General features: G+C 56.4%; 13 protein-coding genes. 2 read left to right on the top strand and 11 right to left on the bottom strand.

What is annotated here, in order from left to right:
* The first annotated feature begins 74 nt into the window (after nt 1-74).
* The gene (locus GT003_RS05960; RefSeq protein WP_161695458.1) at nt 75-734 is read left to right on the top strand and encodes a hypothetical protein; all 660 of its coding nucleotides are present in this window, start codon (nt 75-77) and stop codon (nt 732-734) included.
* Between the two features lie 1416 nt (nt 735-2150).
* The gene (locus tag GT003_RS05955) at nt 2151-2597 is read left to right on the top strand and encodes a hypothetical protein (protein ID WP_161695456.1); all 447 of its coding nucleotides are present in this window, start codon (nt 2151-2153) and stop codon (nt 2595-2597) included.
* 566 nt (nt 2598-3163) lie between these two features.
* On the opposite strand, the gene GT003_RS05950 is transcribed toward GT003_RS05955, so the two are convergent.
* The 11 genes from GT003_RS05950 to GT003_RS32990 all read right to left on the bottom strand — a co-directional run bounded on the left by GT003_RS05950 (nt 3164) and on the right by GT003_RS32990 (nt 14762).
* Nucleotides 3164-3607 (bottom strand): phage tail protein, encoded by a 444-nt coding sequence (locus GT003_RS05950; RefSeq protein ID WP_161695454.1) that lies wholly within the window; start codon nt 3605-3607, stop codon nt 3164-3166.
* Between the two features lie 6 nt (nt 3608-3613).
* Complete coding sequence (locus tag GT003_RS32995) at nt 3614-3808, bottom strand: DUF6760 family protein (protein ID WP_161696181.1); 195 nt, start codon at nt 3806-3808, stop codon at nt 3614-3616.
* Nucleotides 3809-3810: 2 nt separating this feature from the next.
* On the bottom strand, nt 3811-4188 hold the full coding sequence (locus tag GT003_RS05940; RefSeq protein ID WP_161695452.1) for a phage tail assembly protein: 378 nt from the start codon (nt 4186-4188) through the stop codon (nt 3811-3813).
* A gap of 128 nt (nt 4189-4316) precedes the next feature.
* Nucleotides 4317-4754, bottom strand: a complete 438-nt coding sequence (locus GT003_RS05935) for a phage tail protein (protein WP_161695450.1) — start codon at nt 4752-4754, stop codon at nt 4317-4319.
* 54 nt (nt 4755-4808) lie between these two features.
* Complete coding sequence (locus tag GT003_RS05930) at nt 4809-6494, bottom strand: phage tail sheath subtilisin-like domain-containing protein (RefSeq protein WP_161696179.1); 1686 nt, start codon at nt 6492-6494, stop codon at nt 4809-4811.
* A 123-nt stretch (nt 6495-6617) separates the two neighbouring features.
* Nucleotides 6618-7184: a Pvc16 family protein gene (locus tag GT003_RS05925; protein WP_161695448.1), complete on the bottom strand. Its 567-nt coding sequence runs from the start codon at nt 7182-7184 to the stop codon at nt 6618-6620.
* A 5-nt stretch (nt 7185-7189) separates the two neighbouring features.
* Nucleotides 7190-9400 (bottom strand): AAA family ATPase, encoded by a 2211-nt coding sequence (locus GT003_RS05920; protein WP_161695446.1) that lies wholly within the window; start codon nt 9398-9400, stop codon nt 7190-7192.
* 117 nt (nt 9401-9517) lie between these two features.
* On the bottom strand, nt 9518-10873 hold the full coding sequence (locus tag GT003_RS05915) for a GAF domain-containing SpoIIE family protein phosphatase (RefSeq protein WP_161695444.1): 1356 nt from the start codon (nt 10871-10873) through the stop codon (nt 9518-9520).
* 23 nt (nt 10874-10896) lie between these two features.
* Nucleotides 10897-11232: an STAS domain-containing protein gene (locus GT003_RS05910; protein ID WP_161695442.1), complete on the bottom strand. Its 336-nt coding sequence runs from the start codon at nt 11230-11232 to the stop codon at nt 10897-10899.
* 34 nt (nt 11233-11266) lie between these two features.
* Nucleotides 11267-11710 carry an ATP-binding protein gene (locus GT003_RS05905; protein WP_161695440.1) on the bottom strand — a complete coding sequence of 148 codons (444 nt, stop codon included), beginning with the start codon at nt 11708-11710 and terminating at the stop codon, nt 11267-11269.
* Between the two features lie 19 nt (nt 11711-11729).
* Nucleotides 11730-14762, bottom strand: coding sequence for a cyclic nucleotide-binding domain-containing protein (locus GT003_RS32990; RefSeq protein ID WP_161695438.1), 3033 nt, complete (start codon nt 14760-14762; stop codon nt 11730-11732).
* Nucleotides 14763-14799 lie beyond the last annotated feature (37 nt).

Here is a 14799-nt window from a genome sequence, read left to right as displayed (position 1 = left end):
TCCGGCGCATTCGACTTGTCCTGCTCTTGATTCTGCCGAGTTCCGTCGCCCGATGCTGCGGAAACTCTCCGAACTTGACGATGCTCTTGCAGCGCAGGCCGAACGATTGGCCGAGCCAAATGGTTGTTGGCGCTGCTCATGACGTTTCTAATGAAGTTACTGGTAACGTTGCCGATGATGTTATTGGTAGCATTGTTGATGATGTTATTGGTAACGTTGCTGATGATATTACCGGCAGCATTGTTGATGATGTTATTGGTAGCGTTGTTGATGATGTTTCCGGCAGCATTGTTGATGGTACTGGCGATGTTGCTGATGATGTTACCGGTGGCGTTGTTGATCTTGCTGAGATTATTGTTGATAGTGTTGTTGATGTTTTTGATGTTTTTGATGTAGTTGTTGCTGTTTTTGTTAATGTTGTTGCTGAGATGACTAATGACTTGATTGGCTTGGTTTTCGTTGGTAACGCGATTACTTGGGTGGACTGGAACGGCGATATCCCGATTGGCATTTGTTGCGGTAATTCTGTTGGTATCTCTTGCTATATTTTTATTGATTTCGCTGCTCGTATCTCTGCGGGTATTTATGCTGGTATTTCTGTCGGTAACTCTCTGGGTAGCATTACCGGCAATTTTATTGGTCATCGTACTCGTGAAGGTATGGTTAACGAAATAATTGCTTACGTTATTCACACGGTCGACTTGACGAATGGTGGTCGTCTTGTTCGCGTTTAATCGTTGGACCACGTTCATCGGATCGGAACGTCTGCCGAGTCGATCCGGTTGGATAGAACTCGCTGGAACGATAAGCTTCTCATTGGCACCGACATGGGCCATGGCTATCGTCCGTTCAGGGCTCGCATGATCGGGTTGGCTTGGAAGCCTAAGTGCCCGGATCGGCTGTACGGCCATGCTCGCCGACACGTTGCCGCCGGTCTGGCGGCTTATGTCGATGGCCTTATCGCTTGGCAAGGCGTTATTGTTGCCTCGCCTCAAGACAGGATTGCCGTGAATCATGCCATTGCTGCGGGAACCGCTGCGATTCCCGTCGAAACGAGAGACGCTTGCCCGCGTCAGCCATTTGTTCTTCGCCGCGTTCCCAACAACGATCGTTGGCTGTTGGAGGTGATGCTCGTACATCCGTTGTTCCTGTCGCAAATGCCGCACGAGCCTCTCCGTTAGATAGGCGCGATTCTCGGCTTGTACATGAACAATCTCACCGCTCTCGTTCCTATCCCGCGTTCCGGTGCGACGAATTTCCCGAACAGCCTCTGGCCCTGCATCCGATTCTGCCGCCCGAAGCCTGGCCGTCTGTCGGGCAAGCGCTTCTCCCGGCCGCGGGATTGAACTCCCTGGCCTGTCTGGTTGAGCTGTTTCGCTCGGCTTTACGGCCGCACCGTTGACGGCGTCGATGACCGCTCTATTTTCTCGAATTTCGCGAACGATCTTCTCCGTTACTCGCCAAGAACCCGAAGCGTTCCTGAGTTGAATACTCGGGCTGCTCCGATGCAAAATAGCACGATTGATGAATTCGTTAGGCCTTTGGCTTGGCTGAAGCCCCAGCGCCGATTGTACCGCTGCCGGCAGCAAGCGCTGGATCAAAGCTTGCACGGGATGGGAATCCGGCACGCCCCGATTGACGGATCGACGAGAACTCTTGTCGGCGTTGCCGATTAATTCGGCAGCCTTCTCCAACTTCCCGGATGACGCGGGCTTGCTGCTGCCGTATTGCGCCGTATCGCGCATATTCGAAATCCATTGCCTCATCTCTTCTATCTCGGCTCTTCTTTGCAGCATGGTTTGCTGTAACGACGGGAGCTGTCGATGAACGATAGCGAGACCGGAAAGCGTTCTATATTCAGGGGAGCTCAGCGGTTGTGTCTCGGGCTGGGTCCGCCATGTTTGCATTCGAATCGATTGGTTAATTCGTTGAAGCGTAACGGCTATTTCGCGTTGGGCAAGGAATGCCCTCGGCAACGATGACGAATAGAACGCTTCAGTATATTTGCTACGCAGCTCGCGGACGATGGGCAACCATCTACCGGTGGACCGATCTCGAACCTGCGAGGGGCTAGTCGTACCTCCGGCCCTCTGAAGGCGAGGGTCCCGCGCCGCATTCCCAAATGCACGCTGCTCGTCAAGCGGATCCGCTTGCCGCAGTCGCTTCTCGATTTCGAGCTCGATTTGCTGCTCAATCCGACGTTCGACCTGACGTTCGACTTGCCGCTCGACCTGACGCTCGACTTGCTCTTCGACCTGACGCTCGACTTGCCGCTCGACCTGACGTTCGACTTGCTCTTCGATTTGACGTTCGACTTGCCGCTCTACCTGACGCTCGACTTGCTCTTCGACCTGACGTTCGACTTGCTGTTCGATCCGACGCTCGACTTGCTGCTCGACTTCCCGCTCGGCGTGATCGTTTACGCTACGCTTGCCTTGACGTTCTGCTTGACGATCGTTGTCTCGAACTTGCCGTTCCGGCAGCCCGGCTTGCCGTTTCGAATCCGGTTGCGCCTTCTTATCCGTTTCGGACTTCGGGTTCTCCCGCATATCTCTCGACATCCCGGCATCCGAAACGCGTCCTTCGGGTGGCGCTGACCGCTCCGCCTGGCGCTCGACATGACGTTCCAAGGGAGCATCCGGCCGAAGCTCGGCACGATGTACAATCTGACTATCGATCTGACGCTCAATCTGGCGTTCGATCTGTCGCTCAATAGACTCCTGTGCAGGAAGCAGCCCCGTTCGATCCGCCGACCGATCCGTAGAACGCTCCGTTAGCCGCTCCATACGGTCATTCTTGATCTGCGCCGACCGGATTTCCGCTTGACGCTCGCTTCTCGTCGCTTGCCCCGGCACGACGATCTCCCTGATTTCCCTTAGGATCAGGCGCTCGGTAATCCGGTTCTCGGCCATCATCCGCTGTTCGATCGTTTGCTTCACGTTAAGGCTATGCATCTGCAGCATGGATCGAATCTGCCGAATGTGCACGTCGACATGGAGCGGCGCGGCCGCGAAGGAGCCCGGCCTGCTCTCCGTTCGATGCACCATCATGCCCGGGCGGTTCGAGGACTGTCCGATGGACCAACCGAACTTCCCTATCACGTTGTCAGCAAAATTCGCATCGGAAAGCCGAATGGACCGCATCCTCAATTCCCCCTCTCCGACTACCTGGCCTTAAAGCCGTTATGCGTGAGTTCGACGTATTCGACCGCGATCTCGCTGCTGGATGCCCTCAAGTCCGCCCCGCTCCACTTGGTCGGATAAGCATCGTAGAAATTCCAACGGCGAAATTCTTGGTCCTTCTCGTTATAGAGTATGATCGACCCGCTCTTGCGCTGGATTACGCCTCTCATTACGTCCGAGTACCAGCTCCAAAGCTCGTTGGTCGTGGTCATCCCGCGCTTGAGAACCAATGGCTCCAGCCTGACCCTGCCCGGCAGCCGATGCGTATATTGATTAAGTCCGCCTTCGGCCACTTCTTGAAGCTCGAGCTCCGAATTCAACCCGCTCACCTCGGAAAATCCGGCGACCAGCATTCCGTCCAATTCCACCATGAAGCGATACGCCCCGACGACGTATGCTCTCGCTTGATCCGATTTATTCGCCACTGCCTATCACCTCTTCTTGAACACGTCGAACGGATTGTTCTTCGCGGCAGGCTCGTCATTCGTCTTCCGGTTGATTCTTGAAATTTCCTCGCACCACTTGCGCCGTTCCTTATGCTCCATGTTCATAATCTCGTCATGCGTCCAATGGAAGTAGTAAGCTATAAATCCCGTCTCCTCGTAAAGCTTCTCTTCCGGGTACAGGCTTAAGCCCCTTCCATCTCGGACAAAAAAGAAATATCGACCTCGTGCTCATGCTCGCATTTCGGACACATGGCCTTTACCGTGAGCTTCTCCGTCTCGTTGACCTCGCGATACAGATTCTGCAGGAAAGCGAGATCCGCCGTGAACAGCTTCTCGATCGTTTTCGTATCGACCGCGCGCAGATCGCCCAGCTTCGTTACGACGCGGGCCAGCAGAATGATCGTCAAGTAACCGGGATTTTGTTGAACGCGCTGATCCCTCATCGGAAGAATTTCGTCGGCCGCGGTCGCAAGACGCATCGTGCCCCTGCGGTGGAGATTGCCGTTCTCGTCCACGTATCCTCTTGGCAATTCGAATTCGTATTCTGTCTTGAAAGACATCATGCCCCTCCTCAAATATTCGTGATCGGTCGTTTCCCGCCGCTAATTGTTTAACTTTTCCAGACGGGATTAGAATAACAACTAAGGAACAACAAAATGGACTGTTGTTCCTCAGCATCAAGCGATTATTATTGTGTTCTCAGCATGCCTTCATGCGCCAGCTCGAGCAGCTCGATCGCCACTTCGGATGCCGTCGCATTGAAGTCCGGAGCCGTGTACTTCGTCGGCCACGCTTCCATGATTTGCCACGTGGCAACGTCTTCGCCTTCTTCGTCGATCGCGATAATCGTGACCGTCTTGCGCTCGATCGCGCCCTCGACGATGCACTCTTGAATCCATTCGAACAAATCCATGGCTTCCGTCGCTCCCCATTTCAAGGAGATGTTGCCGTACTTCGCCAGGCCGGGAAGCTTGCGGGGCGTAATCGTATCGGTGCCTTCCCGGTACTCGATTACATCGAGGGAAGCATCGAAACCGGAGACTTCGCTGAAACCGGCTTGCTCAATCCCTTCTACTTCTACACGAAATCGAAACTTGCGATATGGATCATTGCGTTCGCCTGCCATCGTTTAATCGTCCTCTCCTGTCACAATTAGAATAAGGGTTATGCTATGAGGCCATTATTGCTCGTTAGTCTTCTGAGTAATGCGGAAAATGACGAATTCCGCCGGCTTGACCGGCGCGATGCCGATCACGCAGATCAGTCGGCCGTTGTCGATATCGTCCTGGGTCATCGTGTTCGCGCTGATATCGATGAAGAAGGCTTCCGACGGTGACGAACCCACCAAAGCGCCGCCGCGCCACACGCGCGTCAGGAACGCGTCGATCGTGCGCTGCACGCGAGCCCACAGACGCTCGTCGTTCGGTTCGAAGACGACCCAATTCGTGCCCGATTTGATCGATTCTTCCACGAAGATAAACAAGCGGCGAATGTTGATGTACTTCCACAACGCATTGGAAGAAGTCGTTCTTGCGCCCCAGATGCGAATGCCTTGTCCGGAGAAGCTTCTGATTAGATTTACGCCTTTTGGGTTAAGGATATCTTGTTCGCCTTTATTGTACTGCACGTCAAGTCCGGTTACGCCGCGCACGACTTCGTTGGCTGGGGCTTTCTCCACGCCGCGCGTATTGTCGCTGCGCGCGTAGACGCCCGCGACCGTGCCGGACGGAGGAACGAAGATGTTGCGTTTCTCCAGCGGATCGAACACTTGAAGCCATGGATTATACATAGCGGCATAGCTGGAATCGAAGATATCTCGGTGAGTGAGCACGTCGGAAACCTTCGTCTTCTCTCTCGGAATATCGAGAATGGCAAATCGGCTGCCCAAGTTCTCGCAATGCGCAACGAGCGACAATTGAACGTTAGGCTCGGTTACGCCCGGGATGGACATAATGCTGACTTGATCGTTATCGACGAACGCTTGAATGCCCGTACGTTTGCCCGGCCCGTTGTCTTCGCCGATGTAATCCGAAGCGCTGATGCCGCCTTGCGTGCCGTCGGAGCCGCCGGAGAGGGCGATCGCGTACTTGCTGCCTTCGGCGAACAATGCGGCGATGCTCGCATCCTTGGCTGCTACGATGGTCAGCAATGCCGATCTCGAAGTCACCTTGTCGACATAACTTGCCGCGTTGGCGTTGAACGAGCAGTTCTCGTACAGTTCCGACTCGTCCCCATAAGCGACATACAAGGAGAAGTCGCTGGCCGCGAGCACTTTAACCGGAAGCAAGCCGTTGTCGACGACGTCCGTGCCAAGATCGTCGGCTAATTCGATGACGTTGTCTTTAATGAGCACGATGGTCGTGCTTGTCCGCTTCTCGCCGTCCGTGAAGGTAACAGAATCGCCCTCATGGAAGCCCGACGCGTTCTTCACGCGATACTTGCCGGCGCCAATAACTTCGAAAATTTGCGTCTTGACCTTGCTCGAAGGCTCGATGAACACTTCGACCGCGTTGCCCCATGCGCCGGGATTCTTCGCCGTTACCGCGAAGAGATCGTCCTCGCTTGCAGCCACGGCGGCATCCGAGGGAGTAGCGCGCATGATGTACGCGCGCGAACCGCCGTTGACGAAGAACTGTTCAACCGCGTACGCCAAGAACCGGTAGGCGCCGAACTGGTTGTCCGATAGATATCCGCCGTAGTTCCTCTTGAAGTCGTTCATGCCCGTGACCAGCACCGGCAAGCCTTCAACGGGACCGCGTTCGGCAATGCCGATGAACCCCGCCGTGCTGGAGCTTACGCCGGAGAGGGGTTGCCCCGCGCTGTCGAATTCTTCTACATAAACGCCTGGTGATAGATACTCAGCCATTTTGATTACCCGATATTCCACGCAGCAAAAGTTCCTGTTAACCTGCGAGTATATCGGTTCCTCCCTTCGGATTGTAAATATGCAAGACCCATTCGGTAATCGAATCGGTCGCTGCTACGCGTTTCATTGCTTTTGATTCAGCTTGACATGGCGCTCGCGTACGCGTCCCACCGGTTTCAAGCGATTCGAATCCACATAGATCGGTCCGATCCGGTAGTTAAGCGAAAGCTTGTACGGCACGTCGGGGAACAGGCTGATCGCCACGTCCAGAGGGATCTCTTCCTTGGCGAGGCGGAAGACCCCGTCCGATCCGGCAAGAGCCCCTACCAAATCGTCGCCTCTCAACGTGTTATGATCATGAAGCGTCTGCAAGGTCCTTCCGATGATGCGATGCTCGTCGATGGCCCTTGTCAGCACATCGGAAGCGGAATGCGCGGTAATCAAGTAAGACAGGTCCAGCGCGATCGAGGGATAACGGAGTGTTCCTCCTTGATCGATGAGCTCGTTGCTGCGAAAATCGGGATTTTCCGTAATCTGATATAAGTACAGACTAAGATTCATATCGCCCTTGTCATGCGGATGGGCAAGCCCCACTCCGTCCGGGTGCGCGATCAGCTCCGGCACCAGAGCTTCCCGCAGCACCTTGACCAAGGATAAACCTATGTCTGAGATTACCGTGTAGTCAGCCATCGTTCTCACCCCTTCCAATAGTCGGCGTAAACGCCTAAACGGTCTTTTAACAACACTTTTCCCGTTTTCTTGTACTCTTGGACGACTCCTCCGATGATTTGCTTCATCGAGACCGGCACGCCTTCCCTGGCCGCCAGGAACGCCGCGGTGACGACGATGTTCTTGATCGGACCGCCGGCCAGCTCGAGCGTCTGGGAGAGAAAGGCGTAATCGATCTCCGCGACCGGCAGTTTCTTGGGAAACGTAGCGCGCCACAGTTGTTCTCGCTGGGTCGCGTCGGGGAACGGGTATTTGATGATGAAGGGGATCCGCCTCGTGAAAGCATCGTCCAGATTCTGCGCGAAGTTCGTCGCCATAATCGTCAGGCCGTCGTATTCTTCCATCTTCTGAAGGAGGTACGCGGTCTCCATGTTGGCATGCTTATCGTGGGAATCCTTCACCTCGGAGCGCTTCCCGAACAGCGCATCCGCTTCGTCGAAGAACAGAATGGCTCCGCTAAGCTTGGCTTGATCGAAGATGTCGCTTAAATTCTTCTCCGTCTCGCCGATGTACTTGCTGACCACTCTGGACAGATCGACGCGATAGAGCTCCGAGTCCATCTCCTTGGCAAGGACCATCGCCGACATCGTCTTGCCCGTTCCCGGAGGTCCCGTGAAGAGCATGCTGATGCCTTTGCCGTATGGCAGCTTTCCTTCGAATCCCCACTCGTGGAGCACCTGATGACGGTACTTCACTCTGTCGCAGGCCTGGCGGAGCAATTGCTCCGTGTCGGGCGGAAGGATGAGATCCTCCCAGCCGAATCTCGGTTCCAGCTTCGCCGCTTTCTCCTTCAGCCCATGGCTGATCAGCTGGTACGCCGCCCGATGCAGCAACGGCGAGGCTTGGCCGACGGAGCTATCCCCCTTGCCCGGCGACCGCCATTCGGCGGACTTGCGCACGTCGTCGATCGCGGCCGCGATCTTTCCCGGGGTGAACTGAAACTTCCCGGCTAACGTTTCCGCCGCTTCCGACGATAAACGCATGTCGGGCTTCGCCAACGATTGCCACAGTCGCTTTCGTTCGCCGATGTCGGGCGTGCCGAGCGGGATGTGAATCGCAACCATATGGACGAGAGCGATGACGGGTTTGACTTCTTCCTCGCTGAAGAGGAAGAGAAGCTGCTTGCAGGCGTCAAGCCGTTCCATCAAACGTTCCAATCGTCTGTCTTCGGTCGTTCTATCCGAACGAGGACGTTGTAAGATATGCAAATGATCGAAAGCCGGAATCGCTTCCGACAGCTTGGCTTCAACCAGCAAACGATCAATAGCTTCGATAAAAGGCCGTTCTTCTTCCGGGGCGTCCCGCAGATCCCACTCCAAGAGCGACTGCCCGAGCGCCGCGCAAGCTTGCCGCGCAAGATACGTTTTGCCGCTCCCCGAGGGCCCGTGAATCATTAGCGCCGCAGCGGTTTCCCGCCCTCTTCTCTGCAGAACGTAGTCGTTCACGCGCTTCTGGAGTTCCTCATGAAGCAAGATCGGCGGCAGGGATGCTTCGGATGAAGGATAGAACCGAACGCGAGCCAGCGGTCCGTTCTCCTTCCATGCCATGCCGAGAAGATAATGGACCATGCGATCCTTGAGCCGAACCGCTCGCGAGAGCAAAGACGAAGCAGGAGCTTGGGCGCGATCGTCCCGCGCGTCGAAGAAATCGTCGCGGAAGGAGGAGCCTTCGGACAGCAGCCGGATGATCGATCTGCGCTCTGCCGCGTCGTCGCCGCATAGGCGAAGCATAAGATCAATGGACAAGTACGGACTGACGTAGTCCCCCTGCAGATAACCGTAAACCTTGTCGTAAGGTCGTCCGGCATGGGGAGCGACCGCGGCGATCAGGCAACGAGACTCGAGTTCGCCCAAGCCGAATCGCCTGCGAAGGGCGACGAGCGGCAGCCGGATGCCCTGTCGTTCCGTCGCTTGCAGTCTGGCTTCCAGACGGGCTTCGACGGCTTGAAGCCGTTCGGCCTGCTCGTAGGTGTAAGCGAATCCGTTGTTGTCGTCGCCAAGGAACGATTTGGCTTCCGACGCATTGACGAACAAGCCGGGGAACTCGTTGAACGGCAGCTCCGATTGCGGAGCCGCATTCATATGCAAGGCTTCCGATTCCAAGCGGATATCCAGTCGCTTCAGCTCATCGGAAAGATGGTCCGAAGGGTCCTTGTACGCCCTCTGTATATCCGTCATTCGGTCACTCCTTAAGCGCTGCCGGTTCCGATTTTATGCAAATAATGGTTAACATCCTAATAATCACACGATATCCGCCAAAGATCAACAAAATCCGAGTAATTTCGAGATTAAATTCTACGATCCGGCGTATTGCAGCGCCATGATCGCGATATCGTCCGATTGCGGATGCTTCTCGGCGAACCGAGCGACCGCATTCACCAACGATTCCGTCAATTCGATCGGGGATCGGCTTGCATGGAACCCCAGCTCTTCGCGCAGCCGTTCCATGGAGAACCACTCCCCTCTGCCATTCTCCGCTTCGGTGATTCCGTCCGTGTACAGCAAGAGCGTTTCGCCCTCCGCAAGCGTGTCTTCGTTATCCTCGTAGCGCAAATCGCCGAAGATTCCGACGGGCAGATGCTTCGTGGTCTCGAGCTCCCTAACCCCGCCGGCCGACAAAATCAGCGGCGTGCAATGCCCTCCGTCGCAGTACGTTATCGCCCCTGTCCGGGTATCCAGAATCGCGAGGAAGATGGTCGCGAACATCGTGGACTCTTCCGTGCTGATCTCGCGATTAATCGCCATCAAGATCGCCGCGGGCGATAAGCCCGTCGTCGCCTTTGCCCGAATCCAGATCATCAAGCCCGACATGAACAGCGCCGCGGGCATCCCTTTGTCGGAGACGTCGCCCAGGCAGATCAGCAGCTTGTCCTCGCCGATCTCCATGAAGTGATAGAAATCGCCGCCTACTTCCCGCGCCGGTATCAAGCGCGCGTGCAGGTCGGCCTTGCCGGAGCGAAGCGACTCGCCCGGCAGGAAGCTCATCTGAATGTCCCTGGCAATCTTCAGCTCGCTCTCCATTCTCTCCTTGGCGGCCGTCGTCACGCGCAGGTTCTCGATCGATTGCTCGAGCGCCTCGTAGAGAAGCATGTTTTCCAGCGCGATAGCGGTCGGGGAAGCGATCATCTCCAGAAGGCGAAGGTCTAGCTTGTTAAAGGCGCTCCTTCCGCGCTTGTTGATGACCTGCAGCACCCCGAGCGTTTTGCCGCCGGACCGGACAGGCACGCACAGCATGTTGCGCGTCGGAATCTTCACCTTCAGCGCGACCTTGTTCGACCAACGGGAATCGTTCGCGGCGTCGGCGATAAGCACGGATTGGCCCGATCCGGCCACCCAACCGGCAATGCCTTCTCCGGCTTTCAGCCTGATCTCCTTCACCTCGTCCGTCTTATCGCCGGTCGCCACTTCGAAGTAGAGCTCGCCCGTCTTCTGGTCGACGAGGATAATGGACGATCCCTCCGCCGACATCTCGCGGGAGGCGGTCTCCATGATGATTCCCAGCAGGTCCTTCCGCTTGATCGTGGCGTTAAGCTGAAGGCCGATATTGAATAGCTTGGTCGTTCTATGCTGCTCCTTGCGGACGATGCGCAGCATTCCGGCAGCTAGCAGCAGGACCGCCAACGCAACCCAGAAAGAAATAACGAATGCCATTGCATGCCCCTCGTCTTTCTCGATTAGGATACGAACGCAAGCGCTTCCTCTTCCGCGGAGAACAGGGAGAAGATCGTGGAGAAGCCGGATATGCGGAAAATCTCGTTCACGTTGTCGTTCAGGCCGAACAGGGCGAGCTTGCCTCCAACCGCTTTCGTTTTCTTCACGGCCAGCAGCATGACGCGAAGCCCCGCGCTGCTGATATAATCGAGCAGGCTAAGATCGAAGACGAACCTCGAGCCGCCTTCGTCCGCAAGCCGAAGGAATCGTTCCTCCAGCTCCTGCATCGTCGTGCCGTCCAGCCGGCCGCTTATCCTCACCGTCCGAATTTGATTCTGCGTATCGACCGTTACGTTCATCGTCCTTCGCTCCCCATGCCTTATTGCATATGCCTTATTGCTTCATTCTTCGCGCGGTTACCCGCATGGCGAATACGTTGCGGTCATTCGTTCTTGCATAAGAACAATTATCCATCTTGGCCCTGATCAGGTGGATGCCCAATCCCCCGATCGGGCGTTCTTCCGCTTCCAGCCCCAAATCCGGCTTCTCTCTCTCCAGCGGATTAAAGAACCCTGCCCCGTCGCGGAAGGTGAGAACGATCTCGTCCGATTCTTCCAAACGCAGTTCTGCGTCGATCGGGGCAGCGCCGCTCGGATGGATTCCGCCTTCTTCATAACCGTGAACGACAATATTCGTAAACCATTCCTCGCAGACGAGCTGCAGATCCAACCGCAATTCGTTCGTCAGCGACTGCGCTTTGCAGAACGACGCGACGAGCCCGTTAAGCTTCGCCCATTCGTTCATGGAGGGCGTCAGTCGAACGCTTACCTGCCGCATGCCGTCGCCCCCTTGTTTGCTATCCGAGCTTAAGCACCAAATCCTCCATCATTCGCAAACGATGGCCGATCGAACGAAGCAAGCCGACGCCGACATCCGGGTACACCCGCACGAGCTTCGCCACTTCCTTTCCCTCGATCTCCAGGGCGCGGGCCTCGTCCAAGATTACCTGCGCGGACACATGCGACGGACGTTCGTCGAACAAACCCGCTTCCCCGATCGATTCCTTCGCCCCGATGATGCCGATCGTGCCGAACGTTCCGCCTTCGTTCCGTCCGCCGATCTCGACGTGACCGTCCACGAGCACGTACATGGACGACGCCCGCTCGCCCTGCTTCATCAGGAAATCCCCTTCCGGAAAGACCCGTTCATGGGCAATGCTGGCGATACGGCCCAACTCTTCGATCGAGATATCTTGGAATAGCGGCACTTGCTTCAGGAAAACGATTTTGTCGAGCGCGCTCAAATATTCCCAGTTGTTTACCAATGCGGTCGCCCCTTCCGCTGCTCCGGATTTGATCGCGATGGCCTGCAGCCACGGATCGGTAATTGCTTCGTCCAAGTTTAACGCTTCGTCCGGCAGTTGCGAGCCGGAACCGCCGCGGCCCTTCACGGGCTGGCCCCTTCTCTGATAAAAAGCGAGCAGCGCGGCCGCCAGCTTCGCATTGCCGAGCCCTTCGGACAGAATCTCCAGTCCGTTGTCGCGAACCTCTTCGTCTTCGCCTTCGAGCGCCTTCCGCAATTGGGGAATGGAACGTTCGTCACCGAAGCGAAGCATGACCGTCCAAATCGTATCCAGCAGCGAGAGCGTTAACTCGTTGCTTCTCATCCGCGCGAGCTCCGTCCATTCCGCGTGCCCCGCTTCCCCGATACGGTCGACATAGGCCCGAATGGCTCGCAGCTCGCGCAGCTTCTGAATGCAAGAAGGCACGACCGTCTCGTGAATGTCCTTCTCCAAGCCGACCGCGATGATCGCGGTTACGGCGGCTCGCCACACCTCGTCGTTGTACGAGGCGATGAATCGGTTATAGACGGGCATGCCGGCCGTTCCGATATCGATGAACGCCTCCTCGATCGTCGCGCACAGCTCCGCGTCGGCTCCGATCAAGAGCTCCCCCAGGTTGTTGGCCGTCTCTTCGTCGCCGATTCGGCCAAGCGTGCGAACCGCCATATTCCTGACGAAGGGAGTCGGTTCGAGCATGCACATCATGACATCGAAGTAGTGATCCTTCAGCTGACGCTCTCCGATGATTTGGCAGGCCAGCACCGTCGAAGAATTCCGCTCCTCGAGCCAAGCCCGCAGCTCCCGCGCAAGGCTCTCCGACTGCGCCATCACGCGAAGCGCCTCGGCCTGGACGAGCCTGCTTCCGTCGTGCCTGGCTTGCCGGGTCCAACGTTCCCGCTCGCCGCTCCACGAAGGCGACGCGAATAGCTTGCGGTACGCGATCGCCCGCACGTCCTCGTCCCCGTCCCGAATGAAAGGCTCCAATCGTTCCAGCTTGATCTTGCTCCAGCTCCCCGGGGGAATAGCGGCCAGCGCCTCCGCTCTCGACCGACCGCCGCGCCGCTCCGCGTACTGCAGCAGCTCTTCGGTGGCGGCCGCATCCGGATTGCCGGCGAATAACTGAATCGTCAGCTGCTGCACCGTTTCGTTCGGATGGCGCAATTGTTCGAGCAGGGTCCGCTTCACGCGGTCGTTCTTCATCGATTCGATAAACTCGTTCATGAAATCCTTGACGGACGAGGTGCCGATCTGGATATAACGGACGAGCTCCTTAATGTAGAGATGCCGATTCCCCCAAGCCAGCAGGAACAAAAAAGCGGCCATGATCGTGCCGATGATCGCTTGCCAAGTCATCTCCACGCCCAGGACGGAATGCAGCATCGCGGCTCCCGACCCGATCAGCACGCCCGCCGAAGCGGCGATTCCTTGCGCGATATAGCGGAAGCCGTCCCGGTGCTTGAGGGGGAGCATTTTGAAGAAAAATTGATAACTGGGCTCGGCAAAATAATAGAGCAGCAAATAGGACAAGCAATAGCCTACGGAGACGGCCGCCAGCGCGTACGGCGTCCCGATGAACAAACTCACGAGACCGAAACTGCCGAGGAACGCGATCGCGATCGCAAACACGGTGTTGCTCGCACCGAGCAAATCGATCAGCCTGGACGCGAACAGCTGCAGCAGGAATGCCGCGCAGAACAGCACGATGACCATGAGCCCATAGAACGAAGTAAGTTCGGCCTCGTCGGTGTAAACCGCCTGCGCCGAAGTGAAATACTGATATTCGATGAGAAAATAAACGGCCGGCATCAGCGTCATGATTCCGATTACCGTCATGAGGAACGGCGAGCGCAGCGCTTGCTTGAGATAGAAGGACGAGCCCAGCCGCTCCCCTTGCTCTTCTTCCTCTTCCTTCTCGTTCTTGAAGGTCAGCGGAATCAAGTATTGCTTGATCGCCTTCATGAAGTTCGGCAATCCCGCCAACAAGAACAGCGTCGCCAGTATGTATAACAGTTCCGGACCGATCGCGGGCGCCAACAAGTTGGACAAGAGCCCGGCAGCGATGCCGCCCAAGATGGCGGACAGCACGAACACGGGCATGACGCGCTTGGCCTGCTGCGTCGGGCACAGATCGAACGCCGTGCTCCACATGAGCAGCGTCTGCTGCCGAATAACGAAGTTGGAGCCTAGGAACAAGATGACATAGAAGCCCATCCAAGACAGATCGAACAGGCGAGAAACGAGCAGCCCTCCCCCGTTGACCACGCCTATGGCGATAAACACGACATACATAACGATCATAAACCGGGGTTTCGGCAATTTTTGGGACAAGTAGGAGAAGGCCCAACCTTCAAGCGGCATCAGCACCGCTTCCGCGAGGTACATCATGGGCAAATATTGCGTGCCTACGCGGCTATTGAAGAGCGCCATGAAGGACGTATAGTTCACCATCTCCGACAAGCCCGCCAAGAAGAAGACGGTGCCCATGATCCATACCTTCTGCCGATCCTCGAATCTGAGATTAAACAGCGATTGGAGCTTCGCTAACACATGCGCTTCCACCTTATCTAGCAATTCGTTCCATGCA

The organism is Paenibacillus sacheonensis (assembly GCF_009909195.1).
GTDB classification, from domain to species: domain Bacteria; phylum Bacillota; class Bacilli; order Paenibacillales; family Paenibacillaceae; genus Paenibacillus_Z; species Paenibacillus_Z sacheonensis.
The sequence above is the reverse complement of the archived record's forward strand: the minus strand, read 5'-3'. Positions and strand labels throughout refer to the sequence as shown.

What these genes read in the sequence shown, in the direction of transcription:
- GT003_RS05940 (WP_161695452.1), bottom strand. Translation starts at nt 4,188, where the DNA reads ATGTCTTTCAAGACAGAATACGAATTCGAATTGCCAAGAGGATACGTG.
- GT003_RS05935 (WP_161695450.1), bottom strand. Translation starts at nt 4,754, where the DNA reads ATGGCAGGCGAACGCAATGATCCATATCGCAAGTTTCGATTTCGTGTA.
- GT003_RS05930 (WP_161696179.1), bottom strand. Translation starts at nt 6,494, where the DNA reads ATGGCTGAGTATCTATCACCAGGCGTTTATGTAGAAGAATTCGACAGC.
- GT003_RS05925 (WP_161695448.1), bottom strand. Translation starts at nt 7,184, where the DNA reads ATGGCTGACTACACGGTAATCTCAGACATAGGTTTATCCTTGGTCAAG.
- GT003_RS05920 (WP_161695446.1), bottom strand. Translation starts at nt 9,400, where the DNA reads ATGACGGATATACAGAGGGCGTACAAGGACCCTTCGGACCATCTTTCC.
- GT003_RS05915 (WP_161695444.1), bottom strand. Translation starts at nt 10,873, where the DNA reads ATGGCATTCGTTATTTCTTTCTGGGTTGCGTTGGCGGTCCTGCTGCTA.
- GT003_RS05910 (WP_161695442.1), bottom strand. Translation starts at nt 11,232, where the DNA reads ATGAACGTAACGGTCGATACGCAGAATCAAATTCGGACGGTGAGGATA.
- GT003_RS05905 (WP_161695440.1), bottom strand. Translation starts at nt 11,710, where the DNA reads ATGCGGCAGGTAAGCGTTCGACTGACGCCCTCCATGAACGAATGGGCG.